The following is a 24731-nucleotide window of genomic DNA, read 5'->3' as shown; positions in this document are numbered from 1 at the left end:
TTTCTATTTTCCAATAGCAAAAACAAAAATTGGATAGGAAAAGATTTAAAAAGTTTGTATTATCTCGAATAAAAAAATTACCTTTGCATAAATTAAATAAAAAGTAATTATGAAAAAAAATATTGTCTTTTTGCTACTTACAATTATATTAGGTGCCTGCTCTTCAGATCAAACTCCCGATGTTCAACAACAAGTTTTTCATTCATATTATGTAAAATATGAGGTTAAGGATTTAACATCTCTTCATTTGTTTAGAGGCAATCATGGAAGAAAAGTAATTATGTTTACTACAGAAAACGGACTAAAATCTATTTCAAGGGAACCACATCAAAACTGGGAAGCAACTTATGGACCATTTAAGAAAGGAACAACCGTAAAATTAATTTGTCCTTCAGGTGATTGGACTGCTTTATCAGCGCGCATCTATGTTTCTCGAGATAAAGAACCATTTATCATAAAAGCAGAACAATTTGAAACACAAAATCCATTTATATTAAGTTATACTATAGACTTTTAATTATTCCACCTTTTAGATTAAGGCTAATTAAAATATAGCAATAGTTCGTTAAAATTTGAGTATATGGCTACGCAGCCTTAGGCTGCCAGCCAATGAGTTCTTTGACAATCTTACTAATTAAAGTTCGGTTCGGTCGGCATCGGGATATGTCGAAAATTAATTTCGTATAGTTCGCATTGAACATCAACGACTTAACTTTTGCCATGGAATTGTCCATGCCATTGTCTTTCATGAAGACTTGGCGGCATTTAGTGAGGCGAACGATGCGTTGAATGCAAAGTCCAGCTGGCTCTTGTGTCTCGCCTGACAATCCATAAGTCCCGTAAACTGCTTGCTGTCGCGATAGCAGAACTCTATCTGGAAACGAGTGCGGTATGTCTTCAATACTTCCTCACCCGTCATTGAGAGTTTTGTCGAGAAGAACAACTTGCACTTTCCACCGGGCATTCGCCAGATGACAAGTCGCACCCTCTTCTTCAGAGCCTTGGCATAAGCCTTGAGGGTGTACGCCTTTCCGTCCAGTCCATCAATGTGCAGTTCTTCCATACATGAGAGGTTGAGGTTTGCCAAGTCAATCTTGTCTCCCTTGACTCTTGGTCGTCCACGCCTCTTTTCCCTCTTGGGAATGTAATGCAGACAAGCGTTGTCACGGAAGCGGCTGACCAGATAGAAGCCAAGCTCCGATATGCCCTTCTCGAACGTGGATGTGGAGAAGAATGCGTCAGCCACTACTATATCAGTGATACTCAGCAGTTTCTTTGAATACCGCTTTATAACACTGATGTAATATTCGACGAGTGTCTTGTTCCTCATCTTCAGCGCGGAGTTCCCTATTGTCTGATGGGCACGCAGCATCATGCACTTGTTGTTGGCAACATCCAGCAAGCCGATGCCCATGATTTCAAATCCGTGTTTCACCGCCCTTGCACATCCCGACTAGAACCGTCCGATATGAGGAATCTTCTTCCCGGCCTTGCTGATATAGCACGGGTCTATAGCAATGGCAAGTAAGCCATCCATGTCCAACACACGCCTTGCAAGAGACAGGTTCAACAGAAGCCAAATTGCCACCAATAAATTGACCATCTTTTTGTTTGTAAATTCCAGAGCAGCCCAAAGAACCTGTAATATAAGTATCTTTATCTTTGCGTTGATATTTTCCACCAACATGCAACATAACAGATGAAGCGAATCCTATAATTCCACCAGGGGGAGGGGTTCTTTCAAGACTTGCTTCTAATTTATTTGTGCCTTTTGCATTTAACAATAAAACTGCTTTTAAATCTGAGCAAGAGAGCGCAGGATATGCGGAGAATAATGCACCGAATAAAAAGTAACTTGCTTTCTGTGGATTTTTTGAACTTTGTGACGGCAGAGAACTTATATACGATGCCATAAGACATAAGGTGATGAATGCAACATATTCTTCATTTGAAATGAAATAGGATATTGTAACTTCCTTAATATTACAAATGTAGGCTATATTTCTATAAAATGCAACTCTTTGCGTAATTATTTTAGGATTAAAAGAAGGTTTTTGGAAATAATGAATATTTTTAAAGAAAATATTATAATTATAAAACGGTGAGAGAATTTTAAAATTAATGAATATTGTTGCATAAAATACAAGTATACCTGAAAATAAAATTAGGGATTTTTTTGATAGTTTTGTGATTTTTACTTGTTGATGATAGTCATTGTGTATTTGTTTATCATTCAGATGTCGTGAAGTTAAAATTCCATCTTATTTTTACTGAACACAAAAGAGCCTATTTTGCAACTCAATATAGGCTCTTTTGTCGTTCAAAACAATCTGTTTTATAAAATTGAACCAATTTATTGGGTGCAAGGTTGTGCAATAATGTTATTTGCTCAACCTTGCAACTATCCATTTTTTTGAATCAAAATGTTCCATCAATGTTCCGTTTGAGCGTTTTAAATAAAAAAAGGAATCACAACTGTTGTTGTAATTCCTTGTATTTTTAAGGCTTTAATCTTTGTAGCGGGACGGGGCTACGATCCCCGGACCTCCGGATTATGAATCCGACGCTCTAACCAACTGAGCTATCCCGCCATCATTTTCAGCTTTTGTTCTTAAAAGCGAGTGCAAAGTTATAGATTTTTTTTTAATCGAACAAATCTTTTTATAAAATTATTTTAGTATTTGTGATTTTCTCTATGTTTGATGAAGATTTTGGTGTGCTTCTGCTGTTGAAAGTTTATAAAAAAGCAAAAATAGGTGGTTACATTGATTATTTTATGTACTTTTGCAAGGCAATTGTGCGTATGTATATGATTGCCCGAAAAAGAAAATGTTTCGTATCAAAAAATTAGATATATTCATTGCGAAGCAGTTTGGAATGCTTTTCGCAGGAACGTTTGTCATCAGTATGGTTGTGCTGATGATGCAATCTTTGTGGAAGTATGTTGACAAACTTGTGGGAAAAGGCTTGTCAATTGATGTTTTGGCTGAGTTTTTTGGATATTTGGGATTAATGTTTGTGCCGCAAGCTTTGCCGTTAGCGATATTGTTATCATCGTTAATCACGTTTGGTAATTTGGGCGAAAGTTCAGAATTGACCGCCATTAAGGCTTCTGGAATTTCGCTTGTGAAATCGTTTCGTGGTTTGATAGTGATAATTTCGTTCATAACGATTGGTTCTTTTTATTTCCAAAATACGATAGCTCCTGATGCTCAAAAGCATATTTTTCAGATGATTCTTTCGATGAAACAGAAGAGTCCTGAGTTGGAAATTCCTGAAGGAATATTTTATAATGGTATTCCACAAACCAATCTTTATGTTGAAAGGAAAAATTTGGAAACGGGACACCTTTATAATATAATGATATACCGCATGACTGATTCGTACGAAGACCAAGCTATTATTTTGGCGGATTCGGGTATGTTGCAGTCTACGGCAGAAAAAAAACACTTGGTGTTGAATCTTTGGAATGGTGAATGGTTTGAGAATATGCGCTCACAAGAGTTAAGTAGCAGTGCCAGTGTGCCTTATCGTCGTGAAAGTTTTTCTAAAAAGAAATTAATTTTAGACTTCGATTCCGATTTTAATCTTACCGATGTTGCTGGAATATCGAACGATGCTCGCACCAAGAGTATCAGTAAGATTCAGCATGATAAGGATTCGCTTATTCAAGTTTATGACAGCGTTGGCAAAGAGTATTATCAAGATGCACAGGTATATTATCCTACTTTCAAATTGAAAGCTAACGAATTAGCACAAGCTAAGCGTATGGCATCTTCTGAGGAGTTAAATCTTGACTCCATTTATGGAAAGATGAGTCCAGACGATAGACGTCGCACCATTGACCACGCTTTGAATAATGTTCAGCACGAGATTTCAGACCTTGATTTCAAGAGTATGATAACCAGCGATGCCGATAAAATGATAAGACAACACGATATTGAGGAAATCAATAAATACACTTTGGCTTTGACCTGCTTGATTTTCTTTTTCATTGGTGCTCCTTTGGGTGCTATTATAAGAAAAGGTGGACTCGGTGTGCCTATTATTGTCAGCGTGTTGGTCTTCATTATTTATTATATTCTCGATTTCACAGGTGGGCGTATGGCAAAACAAGGCTATTGGGCGATATGGTTTGGACGTGGATTGTCGCCAGCGGTCTTAATACCAACAGCCATTTTTGTAACCTATAAAGCCAACAACGATTCGGCAGTATTTAATATTGATTTGTATAAAAACTTGATGATGCGCATGTTGGGATTGCGTATGAAGCGCGGCATCAGTAGTAAAGAAGTGATTATTAATGCACCAAAGTATTTGGAAAATGCCAACTTGTTGCGCAAAATGAATAAAGATATTGCAATGTATGCGATGAAGAAGAAATTGAAATCGCCACCTAATTATATAAAAGTCTTTTTCAAATTTCACCCAGACCACGTTATAGAACGAATCAATGCAGAGTTGGAAAACATTATTGAAGATTTGGGAAATACTCGAAATAAAATTATCATGGGCGAATTGAACAATTACCCAATTCTTGTAACCAAAGCGCATACAAGACCATTCGAACGCCAATGGATGAATATTATAGCGGGAGTTTTTCTGCCTGTTGGACTTTTCTTATATATACGAATGTGGCGTTTCCGTTTGAGGTTAAATCGCGATTTGCAAGTCATTAAAGCAACAAACGACAGCATTCTTGCAGAGATAGAAATGATAATAGATAAGCAAAAATAAAATAAGTAACATAAAAAATAAAATGAAAGGGAAGCGGTTCAAGCAATTTCACCTTTCTATATAAGATAGAATTATGGAGAATTTCAAACTCAGTAGCATTGAAGATGCTTTAAAAGACTTTAAAGAAGGTAAGTTCGTTATTGTGGTAGACGATGAAGACCGTGAGAACGAGGGCGACCTCATCATGGCTGCTGAACTGATAACACCTGAAAAGGTGAATTTCATGTTGAAAAATGCGCGCGGTGTGCTTTGCGTTCCTGTAACACTCTCGCGAGCAGATGAATTAGATTTGCCACACCAAGTGAGCGATAATACTTCTGTGTTGGGAACCCCATTTACGGTAACTGTTGATAAACTCGAAGGATGTTCTACGGGTGTGTCTGCTCACGACCGTGCTGAAACGATTAAAGCATTAGCCGACCCAAATTCAACCCCTCGAACATTTGGACGTCCAGGTCATATCAATCCATTATATGCACAAGATAACGGCGTTCTGCGTCGCTCTGGTCATACCGAAGCAGCTGTTGACCTTTGCAAAATGGCAGGTTGCTATCCCGCAGGAGTGCTGATGGAAATAATGAACGACGATGGTACGATGGCTCGAATGCCAGAACTCATTGAAAAAGCCAAAGAGTGGAATATGAAAATTATAAGCATTAAAGATATTATTGCTTATCGATTGGCAACAGAATCAAGTATCGAAGTGGGCGTAGAGGTTGATATGCCTACCGCATTTGGCGACTTTCACCTTATTCCATTCAGACAAACAAGCAATGGATTGGAACACATGGCATTAATAAAAGGTACATGGGAAAAAGACGAATCCATACTTGTACGTGTTCATTCATCATGCGCAACAGGCGATATTCTTGGAAGTAAGCGATGCGATTGTGGAGAGCAGTTGCACAAAGCTATGGAAATGATAGAGGAAGAAGGAAAGGGCGTTCTGATTTATATGCAGCAAGAAGGTAGAGGCATAGGATTAATGAACAAAATGGCTGCTTACAAACTGCAAGAGCAGGGTCTTGATACTGTAGACGCCAACTTGCATCTTGGTTTCAAACCCGATGAACGTGATTATGGTTGTGGAGCGCAAATGTTACGCCACCTTGGTGTTCATAAAATGCGCTTAATGACCAATAATCCAACAAAGCGTGTAGGATTGGAAGCCTACGGATTGGAGATTCACGAAAACGTACCTATTGAGATTACTCCCAACCAATACGATTACCGATACCTCAAGACAAAAAAAGACAGAATGGGGCATGAATTGCACCTATAACGAGCTAACTTTGTAAGAAAAAGAACATATTTTAGATATTTTGGCATTATTTCATTGCATCGTAATGAAATAATGCCATTTTTTCTTCGTTAAATAATAAGAAATTCAGTATATTTGTACTTGAATTTAGACAATTTATGCAACTCATAATAATAATAATGTAAAACAGATGAAAAATCACACTTGACGCATGTCGTAAGAACCATAACAAAATCTGTAGACTAGCGAAAGTAAAAAGGATTTTACATCAATCAAAAGAAAGTAAAAAATAGAGCAAAAAAAATAACAGTTAAAAGATATTAATTGCAAGATTAGTTCTTCATTAATTGTTATCTTTGCCGAAAATGTGCGGAAAAATTTCGTCTTTATATGACGTTATATTATCCAATCAGTTTAAAATCAATAAGATAATAATAATTCAATTCATTTATAACTTAAAATTAAAATTTTATCAAATTATGGCAACTACACAACAAAAAGCAGCCCCACAAAAGAAATCAGAGGGCTTCACAGGAGTTAGAGGCGCATTTTGGATTATCGCCGTTTGCGCAGTCGTAGCATTCGTACTGTTCTTTACATGGTTCGGTCACGACATGCACTTCCAAGATCCAGGAACAAGAGAAACTCCTGCTGATGTATGGGGTACAATCTTTAAAGGTGGTATCGTTGTACCTGTTATTCATACATTGTTGCTTACCGTACTCGCTATGTCTATTGAGCGTTGGTTAGCTTTGAAGACCGCTTTTGGTAAGGGTGCTCTTCCTAAGTTCGTTGTAAACATTAAGCAAGCTTTGAGCGCAAACGATATGGCTAAGGCTAATCAACTTTGTGACAAGCAAAAAGGTTCAGTAGCAAACGTTGTTAAGGCTTCTTTGAATGCATATGCCTCAATGGAAAGCGGTGCAAACGCTAACTTGCAAAAGGCTCAAAAGATAGCTAAGATTCAACAAGCTCACGAAGAAGCAACTCAACTTGAGATGCCTACTCTTACAATGAATCTTCCTATTATTGCAACTCTTGTAACACTTGGTACACTTACAGGTCTTCTCGGTACTGTAACTGGTATGATTAAGTCATTCTCTGCTTTGGCTTCAGGTGGTGGTGCAGACTCTGCTGCTCTCTCTGCTGGTATTTCTGAGGCGTTGATCAACACCGCATTCGGTATTGCAACTTCTTGGTGTGCAGTAGTTTCTTACAACTACTTCTCAAACAAGGTTGACAAGTTGACTTACGCACTCGACGAGGTTGGTTATTCTATCGCTCAGACATACGAAGTAAATCACGCAGAAGAAGCTTAATTTTTGCTAACCCTTTTAATACATTATCGCTATGGGTAAAGTAAAAATTGAGAAAAAAGACACATGGATTGACATGACGCCGATGTCAGACGTTATGACCTTGTTGCTTACTTTCTTTATGCTCACCTCTACATTCGTAAAGAATGAGCCTGTGAAAGTGAATACACCAGGTTCTGTTTCTGACATGAAGGTGCCTGAAAATGGTGTCTTGACCGTGCTTATTAGCCCTGAAAAGGATGCTAATGGAAAGCCTACTGGCGAAGGCCAGGTATTTATGAACTACGACAACACTAATGAGTTGGGACAGATTGTTGATATGGTTGCAACATTAACACCAGAGCAGAAGAAGACATTCTTGGCTGAATCTACATTTGGTGCACCTATTGACCAACTTGCAGCTTATCTTACAAAACCTGCTCAAGCTCGTAGTAAAGAACTCCCAAAGATGGGTATCCCTCTCGATAGTATCCAAGGAAAGGACATGACAGAATTTCAACAATGGGTGAATGCAGCCCGTCAAGTAAATCCTAAAGTTAGAATTGCTTTGAAATCTGACGCAAACACTCCTTATGGTACAGTTAAGAAAGTGATGAGTGAACTCCAAGATATGGACGAAAGTCATTACTACATGATTACACAGTTGGACGCTAAAAAGGCTGTACAAGCAGCTGGTAAGGAGGAATAAGTATGGATATGATGAAAACAGGAAAAGGCGGCGGAAAACAAAAAAAGATAACCGTTCGTGTAGACTTTACGCCTATGGTAGACATGCTTATGTTGCTTATCACATTCTTCATGCTTTGTACATCTCTTAGCAAGCCTTCAACTATGGAGCTGACCATGCCAAGTAATGACAAAAACACTGATCAAGTGAAGAAGAATGAGGCTAAAGAATCTCACTCTATCACGATTTTCATTGGTGAAGATGATAAGATGTTCTACGGAGAAGGTAAACCTGAGCTTGGCAATCCCGCTTGGTTGAAGCCAGCTGATTGGACTACTGGTAAAACAGGTATTCGTTACATTCTTCAACACAAAGAAGTTGATAATGGCGCAAGTGTTCCTTATAACGACTTGAAGATTGCTGTTCAAGAACTTCAAAAGAAGAAGAATGCTAACCCAGATGCTTATCCAGATAGTATCTATCAGGCTGAACTTGCTAACATCAAGATGGGTAACGTGAATGGCAAGAAGGTTTCTACTCTGACAGTTATCATTAAGCCAACTGATAAGGCTTCTTATCGTCACCTTGTGGATATTCTCGATGAAATGCAGATTTCATATATTGCAACTTATGTCATTGATAAGTTGACCCCTGAAGAAAAAGAAGCACTTTTGAAGAAGGGTATCAACGCTTAATTCATTGATGTATAACAATTAAAGAAAAAGAACATGTCAAAAATAGATTTATACGATCCTAAATGGGTCGACATGGTGTTCGCTGACAAGAACAAGGCATACGGAGCCTACGAACTTCGTAAGTCTGTTTCTCAGCGTAATGTCAAGTCTTTAGCTATTCTGCTTGTTGCTGCATTCCTCGGTGGTGGTTACTTGGCTTACCAAGTAAAAAAACACAATGATGACCTTGCAGCGCAAGAAGCATACGCAGCTAAAATGGAATTAGCAGCTCTTGAACAAGCTAAGAAGGAACAAGCTGAACGTAAGAAGAATCAACCAAAACCAGAGCCAAAGAAGATTGAGCCTGAAAAGGTTGTGCCTGAAACACGTGCAACTGTGAAGTTTACTGCCCCTGTCATCAAAGATGATAAGGACGTAAAAGAGGAAATGCCTCCAATGGTCAAGATGAACAAGGAGACTAAAGCGGTAGGTGTTGAAAACAAAGAAGGTGTAGACGATCGTGCAGCGGTTGCTAATCGTACAACAGTAGTTACACCAGAAGCGATTCCTGAGATAAAGAAACCTGTAGAAGCTCCTAAGGTAGAAGCTCCAAAGGAAGATATCGAAAAGAAAATCTTTACTTTCGCTGAACAACAACCTGCTTTCAAGGGTAATGTAACCGCTTGGTTATCTTCACACATCGTTTATCCTCAAGTAGCTCAAGATAATAATATTCAAGGTAAAGTAATTGTTAAGTTCGTTGTAGGTCGTGATGGTTCTGTTAGCCAAGCAACTGTTGCTCGTGGTGTAGACCCAGCTCTTGACCGTGAAGCTCTTCGCGTTGTGAACAGTATGCCTAATTGGACTCCTGGTATGATGAATGGTACTCCAGTTAATGTATGGTTCCAACTCCCAATTACTTTCAAGTTGAACTAATTTGAAATTTATGAAAAGAACTAAATTCTGCATTTTTGTAGGATTGATACTATCCTTAAACTTTCTTTCCTCTTGTGGGGAAAGAAAGGCTAAGGACGGTAGAACAGATACACCGACGTCAGGGACGATTAAGTTCGCCTCTGACGAAAGTTTTAGCAACTTCATTGAAGAAGAGTTGCAAGTATATCAATATCGTTATCCTCAAACTCATCTTCTGCCAATTTATACTGATGATAACACAGGCATGAAGTTGTTGTTAGACCAAAAGGTCAATTTATTCTTTACCTCGCATGGATTGCTCAAAGGTGAAGATGCTATTTTACGCGGTAAAGGTCCAATTCCATCGGTTTTCCCTGTGGGTTATGACGGAATTGCTTTTATCATTAATAAAGATAACAAGGATTCTTGTATCACAGTAAACGATGTAAAACGCCTTCTTAAAGGTGAAGTTACAAAATGGAATCAACTTTATCCAACGTCAAATCAGGGCGATATAAAGATTGTATTCGACAATAAAGCATCGGCAACATTACATTTTGTTGTTGATTCTATCTTAGAAGGAAAAAATATTAAGAGTCAAAACATTGTTGCAGCAACGAATAGTAAGGCTGTAATTGAATATGTGAAGAAGACTTCTAACGCAATAGGTGTAATTGGTTCTAATTGGTTGAACGACCGTAGCGACCCTACCAACACCACTTTTAGAAATGATATTCGTGTAATGGCGGTATCAAAAACAAGCAAAGCGACTGATTCAAATAGTTGGCAACCTTATCAAGCTTATTTTCTTGATGGTCGTTACCCATTTGTACGGACGATTTATGCCATTGTAGCCGACCCACATAAGGCTTTGCCTTGGGCTTTTGCTAATTTTATCTCAGGTCCAATAGGTCAAAAAATCATACTAAAAACAGGATTGTTGCCTTATCGTGGCGAAATAAACATTCGAGAAGTAAAAGTAAATAGAAAATAATTGATTAAACTAAAAGGGATATTGTTACGTCAAAGTTCCATTAAGTTTAACTAAATGATACAGAGATTATGAAGACGAAAAAATATTTATTAGCTGGAGCGTTGGTACTAAGTTTATCAACTCCTGCAATGGCTCAAGAAGGTGGCTATAAGGCTGCTCTCAACCCAATTATTAGTGCAATAGAAGCTGCACCAAATGATGCTAAAGCTGGTAAAGACCTTATTAAGGCTTACATGAAAAGTTTCAAAAAGGATGAAGAAGCTCTTGCGGCACTTGGTAATGTGTATTTGGCTCAACGTAATTTCACCGAAGCTAAAAAGGTTGCAAATACCATTATTTCAAACAAAAAACTGAATGGTAGCAAAGGTTATCTTCTTCTTGGTGATATTGATGCGTTACAAGATAGTGTTGGTAACGCTGGTGCTGCTGCAGCATCTTATGAAACAGCAATTAGTTTAGACCCACATAACATTCCTGCTTACGAAAGATATGCAAAGATTTATCGTCATGTAAGCCCTGAAACTTCTGTAAAGAAACTTGAAGAATTGCGCAAAGTAGAACCAAATTACCCTGTTGAAGCTACTGCTGCTGAAATTATGATGGGTGATGGTAAGTATGAAGAGGCACTTCAATGGTTTGATAAAGCTAATTGCGCTAATCTTTCTGAAGATAACTTCTACAAATATGGTTACACAGCCTTTATTCTTCGCAAATACGACAAGGCACTTGAAGTAGTGCGAAAAGGTTTGGAAGCTAACCCAAGTAGTGAATATATTGCACGCGTTGGTATGTTGGCAGCGGTTGAAAAGGGTGCTTATCCAGAAGCAATCGAATTTGCCAATAAGATGTTTGCAGGTTCAGGTAAGAAAGTAGCTAACGACTATGCCGTTTATGGTAAGGCTTTGGTTGGCAATAAGCAATATGCTGAAGCTTTAGAAAATTTGAATAAGGCTTTGGAAATGGATAGCCAAAATCTTGAACCAATGAAGGCTCTTGCTGATGTTTATGCTGCACAAGGGGACGATGCAAAGGCTTTGCAAACTCAAATGGATTACCTTGCAAAGAATCCGAAGGCTAAAACAACCGATTGGTCAAAGCTCGCTCAAACTTGGATTTCAAAGGCTGAAACACTTGAAGATAAAGCACAAAAAGACGCATGCTTAGATAAGGCTATCTTGATTTATGATCGTATGGTAGAAAAATTCCCTTCAATATCTGACTGGATTTGGTCTAACCAAGCTAATGCTGCCCAAATGAAGAATGACGCTGATAAGGTAGCTGAAATTTATAAGAAGATTGTTGCTTTTGAAGAAGCTAAACCTTCATTAGACGCAGATTCTAAGGCTTATTTGGAACAAGTTTATTATGGTTTGGGTTATTATTACTCAAAGACTAATAAGCCTGATGAAGCTAAGGCATATTTCCAAAAAGTATTGTCAGTAAATCCTAATAACGAAAATGCTAAAAAGGCATTAGGCATGTAATGCACACAAATATTGTATAAAAAATAAAGAAAAAGAGCGATGACAATTATTGTTATCGCTCTTTTCTTTTATGCTTTTATTTTCAAAACAGGCTATTTTGAATGTCAAAACCTATTGTTTTTCACTCCAAAACAATAGGTTTTTAAAAAAAAAGAATTTGAATACCCCTAATTAGACGAAAAGAACTCGGCTAAACACCGAGTTCATTATAGGTGGTTCTAAAAATTACCATCGTTAATAGGTTACGTTTTGCTTTCTTTTGTCTTTTTATTGATACCAATCGTCAGTTCATTTGGTGGATAGTCTACCATGCTCCCTCGTTCACTGCTTATTTGTGTTCAATAAAAAAACTCAAAATAGGCAAACTATTTTTTAGACCCCATCTATAGAGAATTAAATAATTAAAACGCTTTGAAGTGTCAAACTTTTGGAGACACTTCAAAGTGTCTTATTTATGGCTCATCCGACATTTCGAGTGATACGTTGCAAATAAGTCAATAGAAAAGAAGAAAACTACCGTTTTTATGTATATTTGAGTTGCAGCAAAACAAAATGTACAAGATGAACAGTAGTTTTCTATATCATGCTTGGTGGATTTATAACCTTGAATGTAGTAGAGAGGAATACAAAGGTAATACAATTTTCCTGTACACCCACTCTAAAAAGCCACAAACCAAATGTCCCAAGTGCGGCAATTGCAGGTCAGCTAATAAAGACCAAATATTTGAAGCTGACAATTAAAATTTAGGTTAGTTATCCTTGATACAATCAAAAAAAGGTTCTAAAACCACATTTTTGTAGTTTTAGAACCTTTTTTCTGTACCTATTATATAAATAAGGTAGTTTTTTTTAGAAAGGCAGGTCGTCCGCATTTTCCTCTGTTGCTGTTGGAGGGAACGGAGCGGTTGCGCCTGTGGTTGGTGCTGCTGGTTGTGGAGTCGCTGTTGGTATAGGTGCGCCAGCTTGTGCTGCAGCTGCATCAATCTTTTGAATGTTCCATGCGCGAATGTTGTTGAACCAACGACCTTGATATTCGTGCGCGTCAATGTCGAAACTTACGATGATTTCTTCGCCAGATTGAATATTAAATTGTGCTATTCTGTCTGCTCCAAAAATGTCGAATACCATTTTCTTAGGATATTGGTCGTGTGTTTCGATAACATATTGTTGCGACTTCCATGGTCCACGTGCCGATTCTCCCTCACGAGCAGGCAATACTGCGATAACTCTTCCTTGTAAATCCATCTTTTGCTTTATTTTTTTATTTATTAGTTCTTTATTTTGTTTTGCGAAATTACTAAAATAGTTCTAAAAATAAAAACTTTTATCCTTAATTTTTGTTTTTCACGTTGCTTTTTCGTATTTTTGTACGGCAAAGAGGATTTTTCTTCTTAGGCGAATGCCTTTGTTGGGAAGTCCTTCATCAAAAAAGAGTTATAACTAAAACAATAGGATACTAATGAGATTTACTATTTCAAGCACTGCCTTGAGCAGTAGATTGCTGTCGCTTTCACGAGTTATTAACAGCAAGAGTTCTTTGCCAATTTTAAATTGCTTCGTCTTCGATGCTTCTAATAATCAGCTTGCCATTACTGCTTCTGATAGTGAAGTTGTCGTTCGTATGTCGTTGAATTTGGAAACATTGGATGGCAACGGAAGTTTTGCTGTGAACAATCAGAACATACTTGATGCTGTGAAAGAATTGCCAGAGCAACCGCTTACAGTTGATGTAAATATGGACGAACACATGATTTACATTAGCTATCAAAATGGTTCATATAATTTCCCAATCGTAAATTCAGATGAGTTTCCTATTCCTCAATCATTGTCTGACGATGCCACTAGCATTTTGATTAGTTCGGATATATTGGTTGATAACATTACACGCTCTTTGTTTGCAACTGCTCAAGACGAATTACACCCTGTGATGAATGGTATTTACTTTGACCTTACTGCTGAAAGTCTTGCCGTTGTTGCAACCGATGGTCATAAGTTGGTACGCAACCGCATTTTTGCTCTCAGTAGCAACGTTCCTGCATCGTTCATTTTACCAAAGAAACCAGCAGCTTTGTTGAAGAGTTTTGTTGCTAAAGGTGGTGGCGATGTTGTTGTTCGTTTCGATTCACGTTCGGCAGAGTTTACTTTTGCTGATGGTAATTTGATTTGTCGCCTCATTGATGGTAAATATCCAAAATACAATAGCGTAATTCCAGAGAACAATCCTTATCAAATTACGATTGACCGCAAGTCGCTCATCGGTGCTATTCGCCGTGTGCTGCCTTTCGCAAGCGATTCTTCTCAACTCATTCGCTTCCATATTGCTAACGGACAATTAGACCTCAATGCCGAAGATATTGATTTCTCAACAAGCGCAAAGGAAAGTATGACTTGTTCTTATGAAGGCAATCCTATGAGCATAGGCTTTAAAGGCAGTAGCATGTTGGAAATCCTTGGCAATTTGCAAAGCGAGGAAGTTAATATACAACTCGCCGACCCTTCACGCGCAGGCTTGGTTGTTCCTGTTGAACAACCTGAAGGCGAAAACGTGTTGATGTTGGTGATGCCAGTATTGCTCAACGATTAATCAAAACAAAATATAACGTATGGGCGGGTTTTTTGAAATCCGCCCATATCCATAAATATAAACCCACAGCATGTTATTAAATCTTACGAAGCCCCTCATTGTTTTCGACTTAGAAACAACGGGACTCGACCTTGTAAAAGACCGCATTATCCAAATTTCATATATAAAGGTTTCGCCTAATGGTGATGAAGAACGCGAAAATCTTTATATCAACCCTGAGAAAGAAATACCGAAAGAGGTGGTAGAACTTACAGGAATTTCAGATGCTGATGTGGCTTCTGCACCTACTTTTAAGCAAAAAGCAAAAGAATTAGCCGATAAATTCATAGGCTGCGACTTTGCTGGCTTCAATTCAAACCGATTTGATGTACCTATGTTGGCAGAAGAATTTTTGCGTGCAGGCGTAGATTTCGATTTTTCAAAATGTCGTTTGATTGATGCGCAAAACATTTTCCACAAAATGGAACGCCGCAATCTTGCTGCTGCCTACGAGTTTTACTGTGGCAGAAAAATGGAAGAAGATTTCACAGCCCATAAGGCTGACGAAGATACCGAAGCCACATGGCGTGTGCTGCAAGGACAAATAGAGATGTATTCTGCTGAGAAACAAGACGAACCAGAGCGCATTTTGAAAAACGATATGGACGAATTGGCCAACTTCTCAAGCATGAACGACAATGTCGATTTTGCTGGTCGTATCGTGTGGAAAGACCTTACCGACAAGGACGGCAACACACTGCTTGATGATAATGGCAAACCACGTCGCCACGAAGTGTTCAATTTTGGTAAATATCGTGGCTGGGACGTAGCTGAAGTGTTGCGAAAAGACCCTGGATTTTATAGCTGGATATTGGCAAACGATTTCACTTACAATACAAAACAAATTTTGACTCGTATTCGTTTGCGCGAATTTAACAACCGATAAGTTATGCTTACAGGAAAGAAAATTGTACTTGGTATTACGGGTTCAATAGCAGCTTATAAAAGTTGCCTTATCATTCGTCAACTCATTAAGCATGGTGCTGAAGTACAAGTGGTTATAACCTCATCAGGAAAAGAGTTTATCACTCCTATAACACTGTCAGCTTTGACGCATAAACCCGTTATAAGCGATTTCTTTTCACAGCGCGACGGTACATGGAACTCGCATGTTGATTTAGGATTATGGGCTGATGCTATGCTCATAGCCCCCTGTACGGCAGCTTCGTTGGGCAAGATGTGTCATGGCATAGCCGATAATATGCTCATTACAACTTATCTTTCCATGAAGGCGCCCGTGTTCATTGCTCCTGCAATGGATTTGGATATGTACAAGCACCCTTCAACACAAGAGAACTTAAAGACACTTGTTGAACGTGGAAATCATATCATTGAACCAGCAAGTGGCTATCTTGCAAGTGGTTTGGAAGGTAAAGGGCGAATGGAAGACCCCGATAATATTGTTGAGGCACTTGAACATTTTTTTAACAATGGAGTAGGGGAATATCAAGATTTGGCAGGTAAAAAAATATTAATTACCGCAGGTCCAACATACGAAAAAATAGACCCTGTACGTTTTATAGGTAATTATTCGTCTGGTAAAATGGGCTTCGCTTTAGCCGAAGAGTGTCGTCGTCGTGGTGCAAAAGTTACGCTCGTGGCTGGACCTGTAAGCCTAAAATGTGCCGAAGATATACACAGAATTGATGTTGAAAGTTGCCAACAAATGTATGATACTTGCATGGAGAATTTCGCTTCTTCTGATGTTGCAATACTTTGTGCTGCTGTTGCCGACTTTAAACCATTGGCTTATGCTGATAAAAAAATAAAACGCGAAAAAGATAATCTGCACATTGATTTGCAACCAACACAAGATATTGCTGCTTCATTGGGAAAATTGAAAACCAACCAGCAGCGCATAGTGGCATTTGCGCTCGAAACAAACGATGAAGAAACAAATGCTTCGGCAAAGTTGGTGAAGAAGAATGCTGATTTCATTGTGTTAAACTCAACGCGAATACCTGGTACAACGTTTCAAGCAGACGAAAACCAAATCACCATTATTTCAAAGGAAGGAAAGAAGGAATATGAAAAGAAAAGTAAAAGTTTGGTCGCTTGCGATATTATTGATAAGTTGGTTTCTATCCTTTAGCAACAATGCTTTTGCTCAAGAATTGCAAGCAAAGGTAAATGTGAATCATAACCAAATACAGGGTACTGATAACGCTGTGTTTGAGAATTTGCAACAAACGCTTGAACGTTTTATCAACGAACGACAATGGACTCATTTGAAGTTTCAAAAGAATGAACGCATTGTTTGTAATTTCAATATTACCGTAACACAGTATGACCAAAGCAGTAACACTTTTACTTGTACTGCGCTTATTCAAGCCAATCGTCCTGTTTTCAATGCGGCTTATTCGTCTACTTTGTTCAATATTCAAGATGCCGATTTTAATTTTGTTTTTGCTCAGTTCGACCAAATTGAGTTTAACGAGGAAAATATTGACAACCAACTTACTGCACTTTTGGGTTATTATGCTTACCTTATCATTGGGCTTGACTTAGATTCGTTTGCACCTATGGGCGGAGAAGACGTTTTACAGCGTTGCATGAATCTTACAAATAATGCACAAAACCTTAGTTTTACAGGGTGGAAAGCATTTGAAAATTCAAAAAATCGCTTTGCTATCATCAATGATTATCTTGACGGAGCAATGAAACCATTCCGCCAATTGCAATACGATTACTATCGTTTGGGCTTGGACGAAATGGCAAATAGCGTGGAACGCGGTAGGACAAATATTACTACTGCCTTGGAAAATAATTTGAAAAAAGCCCATGAAGACAAGCCTATGAGTTTGTTGCCACAGATTTGGACTGACTATAAAAAGGACGAATTGGCGAATATTTATAGTAAGAAGGGTACGCAAAAGGAGAAAGAATCTGTATATGATATTCTTTTCAACATCAATGCGAGCCAAAATGCAACATGGGATAAGATAAAACAATAAAGGGATATGCTCAAGCATCTTTATATTAAGAATTTTACACTCATCGATGAGTTAGACATTGATTTCTTTAATGGCTTTTCGGTAATCAGTGGTGAAACTGGGGCTGGTAAAAGTATCATTCTTGGTGCAATTAGTTTATTGTTGGGCAATCGTGCTGATAGTAAACAAATTAAACAAGGGGAGAAAAAATGTATCATTGAAGCTGTTTTTACGCTTGCGAAAGGTGTCTATGATGATTTTTTTAAGGCGAATGGCATTGATTTGGATATTGATGAAACCATTTTGCGCCGTGAAATTAACGATAGTGGAAAGTCGCGAGCATTTATAAATGATACGCCTGTGTCGCTTACTTTGATGAGAGAATTGGGCGACCAGTTGGTAGATATTCATTCGCAACACCAAAATTTATTGTTGCAAAAAGAAGATTTTCAGCTTAATATTGTTGATATTATTGCCCGAAATGAACAAGAATTGCAGCATTATAAGGAGGCTTACACTGACTATAAAAATACCGAAAAACGCTTAGCACAATTAAAAAAGCAGTTAGAAGAAAGTGCAGAAAACGAAGAATTTATGCGCTTTCAATACGAAGAAATAGCCAATGCTAACTTGGAAAAGGAAGAGCAGGAAGAGTTGGAACAAGAGTATAAAACACTTTCACACGCCGAAGATATAAAAGTTTCGTTATACGATGCTGATAACGAACTGAATGAAGACGAAATGGGAGTGGTGAAAAAGCTAAAGAAAACTGCCGACTTTTTGTCTTCAATCACTGCGGTTTATCCTAAGGCTGAGGAAATTAGTCAGCGTTTAGATGCGGTCTATATTGAGGTGAAAGACATTGCTGAAGAAGTGGGAATGGCAACAAGCGATGTGGATTTCGATCCTAAACGATTGGATTTTATTAATGAGAAGTTGGATAAAATCTATCATCTGGAAAAGAAATTCCATGTAGAATCAATTGCCGATTTGTTGGATATTGCTAATGATTTAAAGACAAAATTGAGTGCAATCGACAATAGCGATGAAGCTTTAAACGAAGTTGAGGCGGAAGTAAAAGCCAAGGAAAAAAGATGTAAAGAGTTGGCAATTGCTTTGACAAACTGTAGACAAAAAGCTGCGAAAATCATCGAGCAGGATATGAAAGAAAAGCTTGTACCAATGGGAATTCCTAATATTCAATTCCAAATAGCCATGGACAGCAAACCATTAGCAAGTGATGGTGCCGATAAAGTGGAAGTTTTGTTCTCAGCGAATAAGAATAGTCCGTTGCAACCCATAGCACAAGTGGCGTCAGGCGGTGAAATTGCACGAGTTATGTTGGCTTTAAAGGCAATGATAAGTGGTGCAGTGAAATTGCCAACTATCATTTTTGACGAAATAGATACGGGTGTGAGTGGCAAAGTAGCACAACAAATGGCATTCGTTATGCAAGAAATGGGCAATAAAAACAAGCAAGTCATTTCCATTACACACCTTCCGCAAATTGCTGCGTTGGGTTCTACGCATTACAAGGTAGAAAAACGCGATACAGAAAAGGGTACTACGAGTAGACTAAGACAACTCTCTGAAGAAGAGCGAGTAACCGAAATAGCACAAATGCTTTCGGGAACTGATATTTCTGAGGCAGCATTGATGAATGCACGCGAACTTTTAAAAATAAATTGATTATAACTTAAATAGAATATGAAATTACGAAAGATATTTTCTTTGCTTTTTGTCATGTGTTTTTGCGGCACATTGTTTGTAAATGCACAATCGTCGGCTGTGAAAAAGGTAGCCGATGCCACATTTACGCTTACAACTTTCGATAAAGAAGGTTCGATAATGTCTACGACCAATGGTGTTTTTGTTTCTTCCGATGGTGTCTGTGTAAGTACTTGGAAACCATTTATAGGAGCTGAAAAGGCTGTGATTATTGATAACAAAGGACAAAGATATGATGTTGAAATGTTGTTAGGCGCAAATGAAATTTACGACATTGTAAAGTTCAAAGTCAATGCAAAAACAATTGCAGCAAAGCTATCGTCAAGTGTTTCTGATAATTCTGAAGCGTGGATAGTTCAGCCTTCTAAAGTGGGAATGCCAGAAAAAGCGGTAGTTTCGAAAGTAGAAACTTTTATGAATAAGTATAATTATGCTGTACTTAACACTTCCGCACCAGAGAAAATGAATGGTGCTCCTGTGGTAAATGCACAAGGACAAGTCATCGGTATTTATAATAATTCGGGCGAATTGCGCAGCTCTACCGATGCAGGCTATGCCGTAGATTTTAAGCTTGTAGGACTTTCTCAAAATGATTTGACCATGCAGCAATGTGGTATTTGTGTTGGATTGCCTGATAATTCAGATGAGGCTGTCATTGCTTTGATGTTGTCTTCACGAGCAAAAGAGACGATAAAGCAACAACTTCTAAATGAGTTTATCAAGAAATTCCCAACGCTTAACAATGGATATTCTATGCTTGCAACCGATTTGATAGTGAAAGGTGATATTGCAAATGCCGATAAAATTTTGACAGAAGCAATCTCAAAAGCTACTGCCAAAGACGAAGCCCACTATAATTATAGTCGCCTGATTTATAAAGGAATAACACTTCCTTCATTAAAAGACAAGGTGAGTGCGCAAGGGTGGACGTTAGATAAAGCTATGAATGAGGTTGAAAAGGCTATAAAAGAAAAGGAATTGAATGTTTATAAGCATCTTAAAGCGCAAATTTTATATGCAAAAGGTGATTACAAACAAGCCAAAGACGGTTTTGAAAGTCTAACAAAAACTGATATAAAGAATCCAGAACTTTATTTGGAATTAGCACAATGTGCTGAACAAATGAAAGGAAATGATGATGAAATATTGGGGTATTTGAACAAGAGCATTGAACTTTGCGATACGCCTTATGTGCAAAATGCAGCACCTTATTTCTTTGCTCGTGCGCAGCAATACGACAAAATGGGGCAATATCGTGCAGCAATGAAAGACCTTTATGTTTATGAATTTCTGAACAGAGGGCGTCTTGATGCTTCGTTTTATTATATGCGTGAGCAAATAGAAGTAAAAGGAAAATTATGGCAACAAGCGATGCAAGATATTTTAATTGCCACACAGCTTGCCCCAGAAGAACCTATGTATTTTGCAGAAACAGGCAATTTATTCTTGCGATTAGGCAAATATGACGACGCTATTTTGGCTGCCCAAACTGCAGTAAAGCTAAATTCCGAATATTCTGAGGCTTATTTGATACTTGGAATTGCACAATGTAAAAGCAATAAAAAAGACGAAGGAAAGGCAAATATAGAGAAAGCAAAAGCATTAGGTAATCCCCAAGCTGATAACTTCTTGAAGGGATTACAATAAAATAAATACGCAATTATTTGGTAAAAACGAATAAAAGCAGTAATTTTGCACCCGAATTTAGGGGTTCCGTAGCTCAGTTGGATTAGAGCAACAGCCTTCTAAGCTGTGGGTCTTGGGTTCGAACCCCAACGGAATCACCACGCTATGAAAAGAGGATGTCAGCAATGATTTCCTCTTTTTTCATTTATCAATGCGGAATAGTAGGATTGGAAAGAATGGGTCGGAACTGAATGGAAGATTATAATTGCATTAAGCGCAACGGGTATTGAGCATTTTTAGCCTACTAAATGTCCATGACGCCTGAAGATATAAGAAGAGGAACTTTTCGGAGTTCCTCTTTTTTTTTGTTCAAATAGCCTTGCATTTGTTCATATTCGGTTATAATTCTGTTTTTATCTTAGCTTTTTTCTTTACCTTTGCAAACGATGTGCAAATCAGTGCATTATTTTATAGTTCATCTAAGCGTATGTCAAATCAAAATTCTAACAAGAAAATATCTCCTTGGGCGTGGGTTTCTACGCTTTATTTTGCCGAAGGTTTACCTTATGCAGCCGTTACTTTAGTTTCATTGGTATTTTATCAGCAAATGGGATTGACCGATGCTGAAATCACTTTTTACACCTCTTGGTTCTATCTTCCATGGGTTATCAAACCATTATGGAGTCCGTTTTTAGATTTAATTCGTACCAAACGGTGGTGGGTTTTATCTATGGAAATGTTACTTGGAGCAGCTTTTGCAGGTGTTGCATTTACTATTAATACTTCATTTTGGCTGCAAGGAACTATTTGTTTCTTTTGGCTTTTGGCTTTTTCCAGTGCTACGCACGATGTGGGAGCCGACGGCTTTTATATGTTAGGATTGGACGCTCACGAGCAAACTTTCTTTGTTGGCATTCGTTCAACCTTCTATCGCATTTCTATGGTTGTGGGAAAAGGTGGTTTGGTTGCCCTCGCAGGCTTGTTGCAAGAATATATGAAAGTGCAACTTTCGTGGGCTTTAGTATTCTACGGATTAGCTGCAATGTTCATAGGATTAAGCCTTTACCATAAATATGTCCTACCTAAACCTGATGCTGATGCCGAGCATTCAACGCTTTCGGTTACCGAATTATTGAACGAATTTGTAGGAACTTTCGTAAGTTTCTTCCGTAAAAAGCAAATCATTGTGGCTATTGCTTTTATGCTTTTGTTCAGATTACCAGAGGCTTTGCTTAATCCTGTTGCCCCATTGTTCTTGCGTGCTGATGTTGCAAAAGGTGGATTAGGACTTTCATTAGAGGCTTTTGGTGTGGCAAATGGCATTGTCGGAGTTGTGGGACTGCTCATAGGTGGTATATTAGGCGGATTAATGGCAAGCAAAGATGGATTAAAAAAATGGCTTTGGACGATGACTTTTGCAATAACCTTACCCAATATAGCTTATGTTTACCTTGGTTTTGTCATGCCACAAAGTATTTTTGCGGTTAGTGCTGCCATTTTCATTGAAAATTTTGGTTATGGTTTTGGTTTTAGTGCCTATATGTTATTTATGTTATATTTCAGTCAGGGCGAACATAAAACCAGCCATTATGCACTCTGTACAGGCTTTATGGCATTATCAATGATGTTACCTGGATTTTTTGCAGGTGCTTTAGCCGATGCCGTAGGTTACAATATTTTCTTTGTTATTGTTATGGCTTCTTGTCTTTTCCCTTTCATTGTTGCATCAATGTTAAAGATAGACCCAGCATTTGGGAAGAAAGGTAGAATATAAAGGTCCGAAAAGCCATATCAAAAGCCCCAATCCTCATCGTTTGAGGAGGGTTAGGGTAAAAAACTGCTATGGGGTAAAGGAATACCGCATGATACTCTATTCTGCCGACTGAAATACAGTAAACGAAGCACCAGGAATTTTCTGCCCCCAAGCCTCAAAGCATATTCCTCTTTCTTCTTTGATATCATTTTTTTCTACGAGTACTCTAATGTGTCTTTTATCCTTTGAAACAATAAAGGTAATCCAATCATAGTGAATTTTCTGTGTTCCATCACTTAAGGTAGAGATTTGTATCTTCTCTTTTTTATAGTTCCATCTTCATTATAATCTTCAGTATGCTTAGTGTGTGTAAAAGGATATTTTTCTAACCCTTTAAATGTCCATGAGATTTTTTTTATTTTTATTTGCACAGATTGCTCTCCTCCCTTTGCATCGAAAAAGAGTTTAGGAGTATTAACTTGAGGTTCTCCACTAATGTCATCGCATGATGATAGCATGGAAAGCGAAAAGAGTAAAATTAGCGTTAAGATGTGTTTCATACGTTTAATTGTTTCTTGGCCATAAAATTAAATATGCAACTTTAGAACGATAGTCCATTGCATCATTACTTCCTGTATATTTAAATTCATCATTTACATTTTGAACATATAAATAATAACCATTTGAAAGACCACCCCAACCAGCATTAACATGATAAAGATGTCTTATTCCATTTCTCCACTTTTTAAATAAGCCTGTTCCAAGAAAGCCACTGCCTTTTATTCTTTTTGTAAATTCTACCATTCCATCAATAACGAATGTATTATAATTAAGGCTACCAGCAGAGGCTGTCATTATGACAAAGGCATTTGGATGACTGAAAAAGTCTCTTGCGACTTTTTTGTCTTCAGACCAACCATACCCATCAAAGTCTCCATCACCAACGATACAATTGTCATATCGTGATTCAATATTTCCACCAATAATTTTTCTTAAAAATTTTGTAGCATTAATATTAAATACCATTGTACCTTTCTTAAGGTAAGTAGGCTTACAATTTGCAGCAAACCAACCAAGAAATCTCTTTCTTTCAATTCTCCAGTATTCCGAATTTTCCATGTTCTCCCAAAGAACTTTTTCTCCATTTGAGTACTTTAAATCTTTAAATCCAGGAAAATTCCTTAAGGCATACATAACTTGTCCAAAAGCAACAGGAGTGCATCCAAAAGCCGTTGCCTTACCAGCTGTGCTTCTTAAAGAAATAGAGATATTAGCAGAGATATTATTTATACCTTTATTAAAGTATGCTATAGCATACGGTACTCCATTGGCATTAAAATAAAAATTATCTCCATCTACATGTTGAGTCCAATTTGTTGTTAGGCGAATTCCTGTCTGTCTTTGCATCGCCCAACCATCTCGTAGCATATTATTTATTGCATTTTCGGTATTCTCACCTGGATATCCTTTATGCCCCCTTGTTGTATTTTGGGGTAAACTTTCTCTTATTGTATTATTAAAATCGTTTATTTCCATATTGCTTCCTCTAACCATACCAACTATACGAGAGCGTAAAGTTTCATTATTGTATAAGTCGGTTTCCTTAAACTCTCCTGAGTCTAAAATAGCATAAAGGGGAAAGGTTCTATTGTCTTTTGACACTATCGCATAACCCTGTTTATTCTTGAAAGTAATAACATAGAATTTTTCTGCGAATGTGTTCAGAAAATCATTAGTTCTGGTTTTGGGATTTCTTTCTAAATCTATAACTTGTTCAATACTCCTTGTGTCTTTTGAACTACGTGTTGAGATACTGTTAGAAAGAAATTCTCTTACAGCACTTTGTGCTTCAGAAGGTGTTCTTGTGAAAGGAGATGATTTTGTCTCAGACGTTTGCATTTCTTTTACACTTTGTTGCAACATAGTTTCGTCTTGTTGACAACTTACGATTGTACTCATAATTATACAGAGTAATGAGTACTTGGTTAATTTTTTTTATGAACATAATTTTTTTATATCA

23 protein-coding genes and 2 tRNA genes are annotated in these 24731 nt (G+C 37.7%); 18 read left to right on the top strand and 7 right to left on the bottom strand.

Going from position 1 to position 24731, the window contains the following annotated elements:
* The first annotated feature begins 109 nt into the window (after window positions 1-109).
* Complete coding sequence (locus DYI03_RS08070; RefSeq protein WP_021669018.1) at window positions 110-517, top strand: hypothetical protein; 408 nt, start codon at window positions 110-112, stop codon at window positions 515-517.
* 67 nt (window positions 518-584) lie between these two features.
* On the opposite strand, the gene DYI03_RS14035 is transcribed toward DYI03_RS08070, so the two are convergent.
* The 4 genes from DYI03_RS14035 to DYI03_RS08055 form a co-directional block, all read right to left on the bottom strand.
* The gene (locus DYI03_RS14035) at window positions 585-749 is read right to left on the bottom strand and encodes a hypothetical protein (protein ID WP_458693112.1); all 165 of its coding nucleotides are present in this window, start codon (window positions 747-749) and stop codon (window positions 585-587) included.
* Window positions 746-1435, bottom strand: a complete 690-nt coding sequence (locus DYI03_RS08065) for a hypothetical protein (RefSeq protein WP_458693111.1) — start codon at window positions 1433-1435, stop codon at window positions 746-748. Before DYI03_RS08065 ends, DYI03_RS14035 begins: the two co-directional genes overlap by 4 nt.
* Window positions 1419-1913 carry a hypothetical protein gene (locus DYI03_RS14030; RefSeq protein ID WP_115367923.1) on the bottom strand — a complete coding sequence of 165 codons (495 nt, stop codon included), beginning with the start codon at window positions 1911-1913 and terminating at the stop codon, window positions 1419-1421. Before DYI03_RS14030 ends, DYI03_RS08065 begins: the two co-directional genes overlap by 17 nt.
* 604 nt (window positions 1914-2517) lie before the next feature.
* Window positions 2518-2591, bottom strand: a tRNA-Met gene (locus DYI03_RS08055).
* Between the two features lie 238 nt (window positions 2592-2829).
* Here DYI03_RS08055 and DYI03_RS08050 point away from each other — a divergent pair.
* From DYI03_RS08050 to DYI03_RS13310, 9 genes are all read left to right on the top strand, one after another.
* Window positions 2830-4737: an LptF/LptG family permease gene (locus DYI03_RS08050; protein WP_021668649.1), complete on the top strand. Its 1908-nt coding sequence runs from the start codon at window positions 2830-2832 to the stop codon at window positions 4735-4737.
* A gap of 73 nt (window positions 4738-4810) precedes the next feature.
* Window positions 4811-6019 carry a bifunctional 3,4-dihydroxy-2-butanone-4-phosphate synthase/GTP cyclohydrolase II gene (locus DYI03_RS08045; RefSeq protein WP_021668650.1) on the top strand — a complete coding sequence of 403 codons (1209 nt, stop codon included), beginning with the start codon at window positions 4811-4813 and terminating at the stop codon, window positions 6017-6019.
* A gap of 458 nt (window positions 6020-6477) precedes the next feature.
* Window positions 6478-7317: a MotA/TolQ/ExbB proton channel family protein gene (locus DYI03_RS08040; RefSeq protein WP_004355835.1), complete on the top strand. Its 840-nt coding sequence runs from the start codon at window positions 6478-6480 to the stop codon at window positions 7315-7317.
* Between the two features lie 31 nt (window positions 7318-7348).
* Window positions 7349-8002, top strand: a complete 654-nt coding sequence (locus DYI03_RS08035; protein ID WP_021668652.1) for an ExbD/TolR family protein — start codon at window positions 7349-7351, stop codon at window positions 8000-8002.
* Window positions 8003-8004: 2 nt separating this feature from the next.
* Entirely contained in the window at window positions 8005-8676 is a 672-nt protein-coding gene (locus DYI03_RS08030; RefSeq protein ID WP_004355849.1) for an ExbD/TolR family protein, read from the top strand.
* Between the two features lie 33 nt (window positions 8677-8709).
* Complete coding sequence (locus tag DYI03_RS08025; protein WP_021668653.1) at window positions 8710-9591, top strand: energy transducer TonB; 882 nt, start codon at window positions 8710-8712, stop codon at window positions 9589-9591.
* 10 nt (window positions 9592-9601) lie between these two features.
* Window positions 9602-10564 (top strand): PstS family phosphate ABC transporter substrate-binding protein, encoded by a 963-nt coding sequence (locus DYI03_RS08020; protein ID WP_021668654.1) that lies wholly within the window; start codon window positions 9602-9604, stop codon window positions 10562-10564.
* Between the two features lie 68 nt (window positions 10565-10632).
* Window positions 10633-12048, top strand: coding sequence for a tetratricopeptide repeat protein (locus tag DYI03_RS08015; protein WP_021668655.1), 1416 nt, complete (start codon window positions 10633-10635; stop codon window positions 12046-12048).
* A gap of 552 nt (window positions 12049-12600) precedes the next feature.
* Window positions 12601-12789, top strand: coding sequence for a hypothetical protein (locus DYI03_RS13310; protein WP_004355889.1), 189 nt, complete (start codon window positions 12601-12603; stop codon window positions 12787-12789).
* Between the two features lie 108 nt (window positions 12790-12897).
* On the opposite strand, the gene DYI03_RS08010 is transcribed toward DYI03_RS13310, so the two are convergent.
* Complete coding sequence (locus DYI03_RS08010; protein WP_004355689.1) at window positions 12898-13293, bottom strand: DUF3127 domain-containing protein; 396 nt, start codon at window positions 13291-13293, stop codon at window positions 12898-12900.
* Between the two features lie 214 nt (window positions 13294-13507).
* On the opposite strand from DYI03_RS08010, the gene dnaN reads away from it, so the two are divergent.
* The 8 genes from dnaN (at window position 13508) to DYI03_RS07970 (ending at window position 22732) form a co-directional block, all read left to right on the top strand.
* A complete protein-coding gene (gene dnaN / locus DYI03_RS08005) occupies window positions 13508-14632 on the top strand; it encodes a DNA polymerase III subunit beta (RefSeq protein ID WP_004355786.1) in 1125 nt (374 codons plus the stop codon).
* 70 nt (window positions 14633-14702) lie between these two features.
* Entirely contained in the window at window positions 14703-15557 is an 855-nt protein-coding gene (locus tag DYI03_RS08000) for a 3'-5' exonuclease (protein ID WP_004355818.1), read from the top strand.
* A 3-nt stretch (window positions 15558-15560) separates the two neighbouring features.
* Window positions 15561-16763, top strand: coding sequence for a bifunctional phosphopantothenoylcysteine decarboxylase/phosphopantothenate--cysteine ligase CoaBC (gene coaBC / locus DYI03_RS07995; protein ID WP_004355734.1), 1203 nt, complete (start codon window positions 15561-15563; stop codon window positions 16761-16763).
* A complete protein-coding gene (porD, locus tag DYI03_RS07990; RefSeq protein ID WP_021668659.1) occupies window positions 16699-17625 on the top strand; it encodes a type IX secretion system protein PorD in 927 nt (308 codons plus the stop codon). The genes coaBC and porD overlap by 65 nt, the downstream gene beginning before the upstream one ends.
* A 6-nt stretch (window positions 17626-17631) precedes the next feature.
* The gene (gene recN, locus DYI03_RS07985) at window positions 17632-19293 is read left to right on the top strand and encodes a DNA repair protein RecN (RefSeq protein WP_021668660.1); all 1662 of its coding nucleotides are present in this window, start codon (window positions 17632-17634) and stop codon (window positions 19291-19293) included.
* A gap of 18 nt (window positions 19294-19311) precedes the next feature.
* Window positions 19312-20979 carry a tetratricopeptide repeat protein gene (locus tag DYI03_RS07980; RefSeq protein ID WP_021668661.1) on the top strand — a complete coding sequence of 556 codons (1668 nt, stop codon included), beginning with the start codon at window positions 19312-19314 and terminating at the stop codon, window positions 20977-20979.
* Between the two features lie 62 nt (window positions 20980-21041).
* Window positions 21042-21119 (top strand) — tRNA-Arg (locus DYI03_RS07975).
* 326 nt (window positions 21120-21445) lie between these two features.
* Window positions 21446-22732 carry an MFS transporter gene (locus DYI03_RS07970; RefSeq protein ID WP_036882319.1) on the top strand — a complete coding sequence of 429 codons (1287 nt, stop codon included), beginning with the start codon at window positions 21446-21448 and terminating at the stop codon, window positions 22730-22732.
* A gap of 275 nt (window positions 22733-23007) precedes the next feature.
* Here DYI03_RS07970 and DYI03_RS13675 read toward each other — a convergent pair whose 3' ends face one another.
* Together DYI03_RS13675 and DYI03_RS07960 are read right to left on the bottom strand one after the other, a co-directional pair.
* Window positions 23008-23271 (bottom strand): hypothetical protein, encoded by a 264-nt coding sequence (locus DYI03_RS13675; protein WP_244916338.1) that lies wholly within the window; start codon window positions 23269-23271, stop codon window positions 23008-23010.
* A gap of 4 nt (window positions 23272-23275) precedes the next feature.
* On the bottom strand, window positions 23276-24670 hold the full coding sequence (locus DYI03_RS07960) for a Spi family protease inhibitor (RefSeq protein ID WP_021668666.1): 1395 nt from the start codon (window positions 24668-24670) through the stop codon (window positions 23276-23278).
* Window positions 24671-24731 lie beyond the last annotated feature (61 nt).

Origin of the sequence: Prevotella disiens, assembly GCF_900454955.1 — a bacterium.
Lineage (GTDB): Bacteria > Bacteroidota > Bacteroidia > Bacteroidales > Bacteroidaceae > Prevotella > Prevotella disiens.
This window is presented reverse-complemented; position numbering and strand designations above follow the sequence as displayed.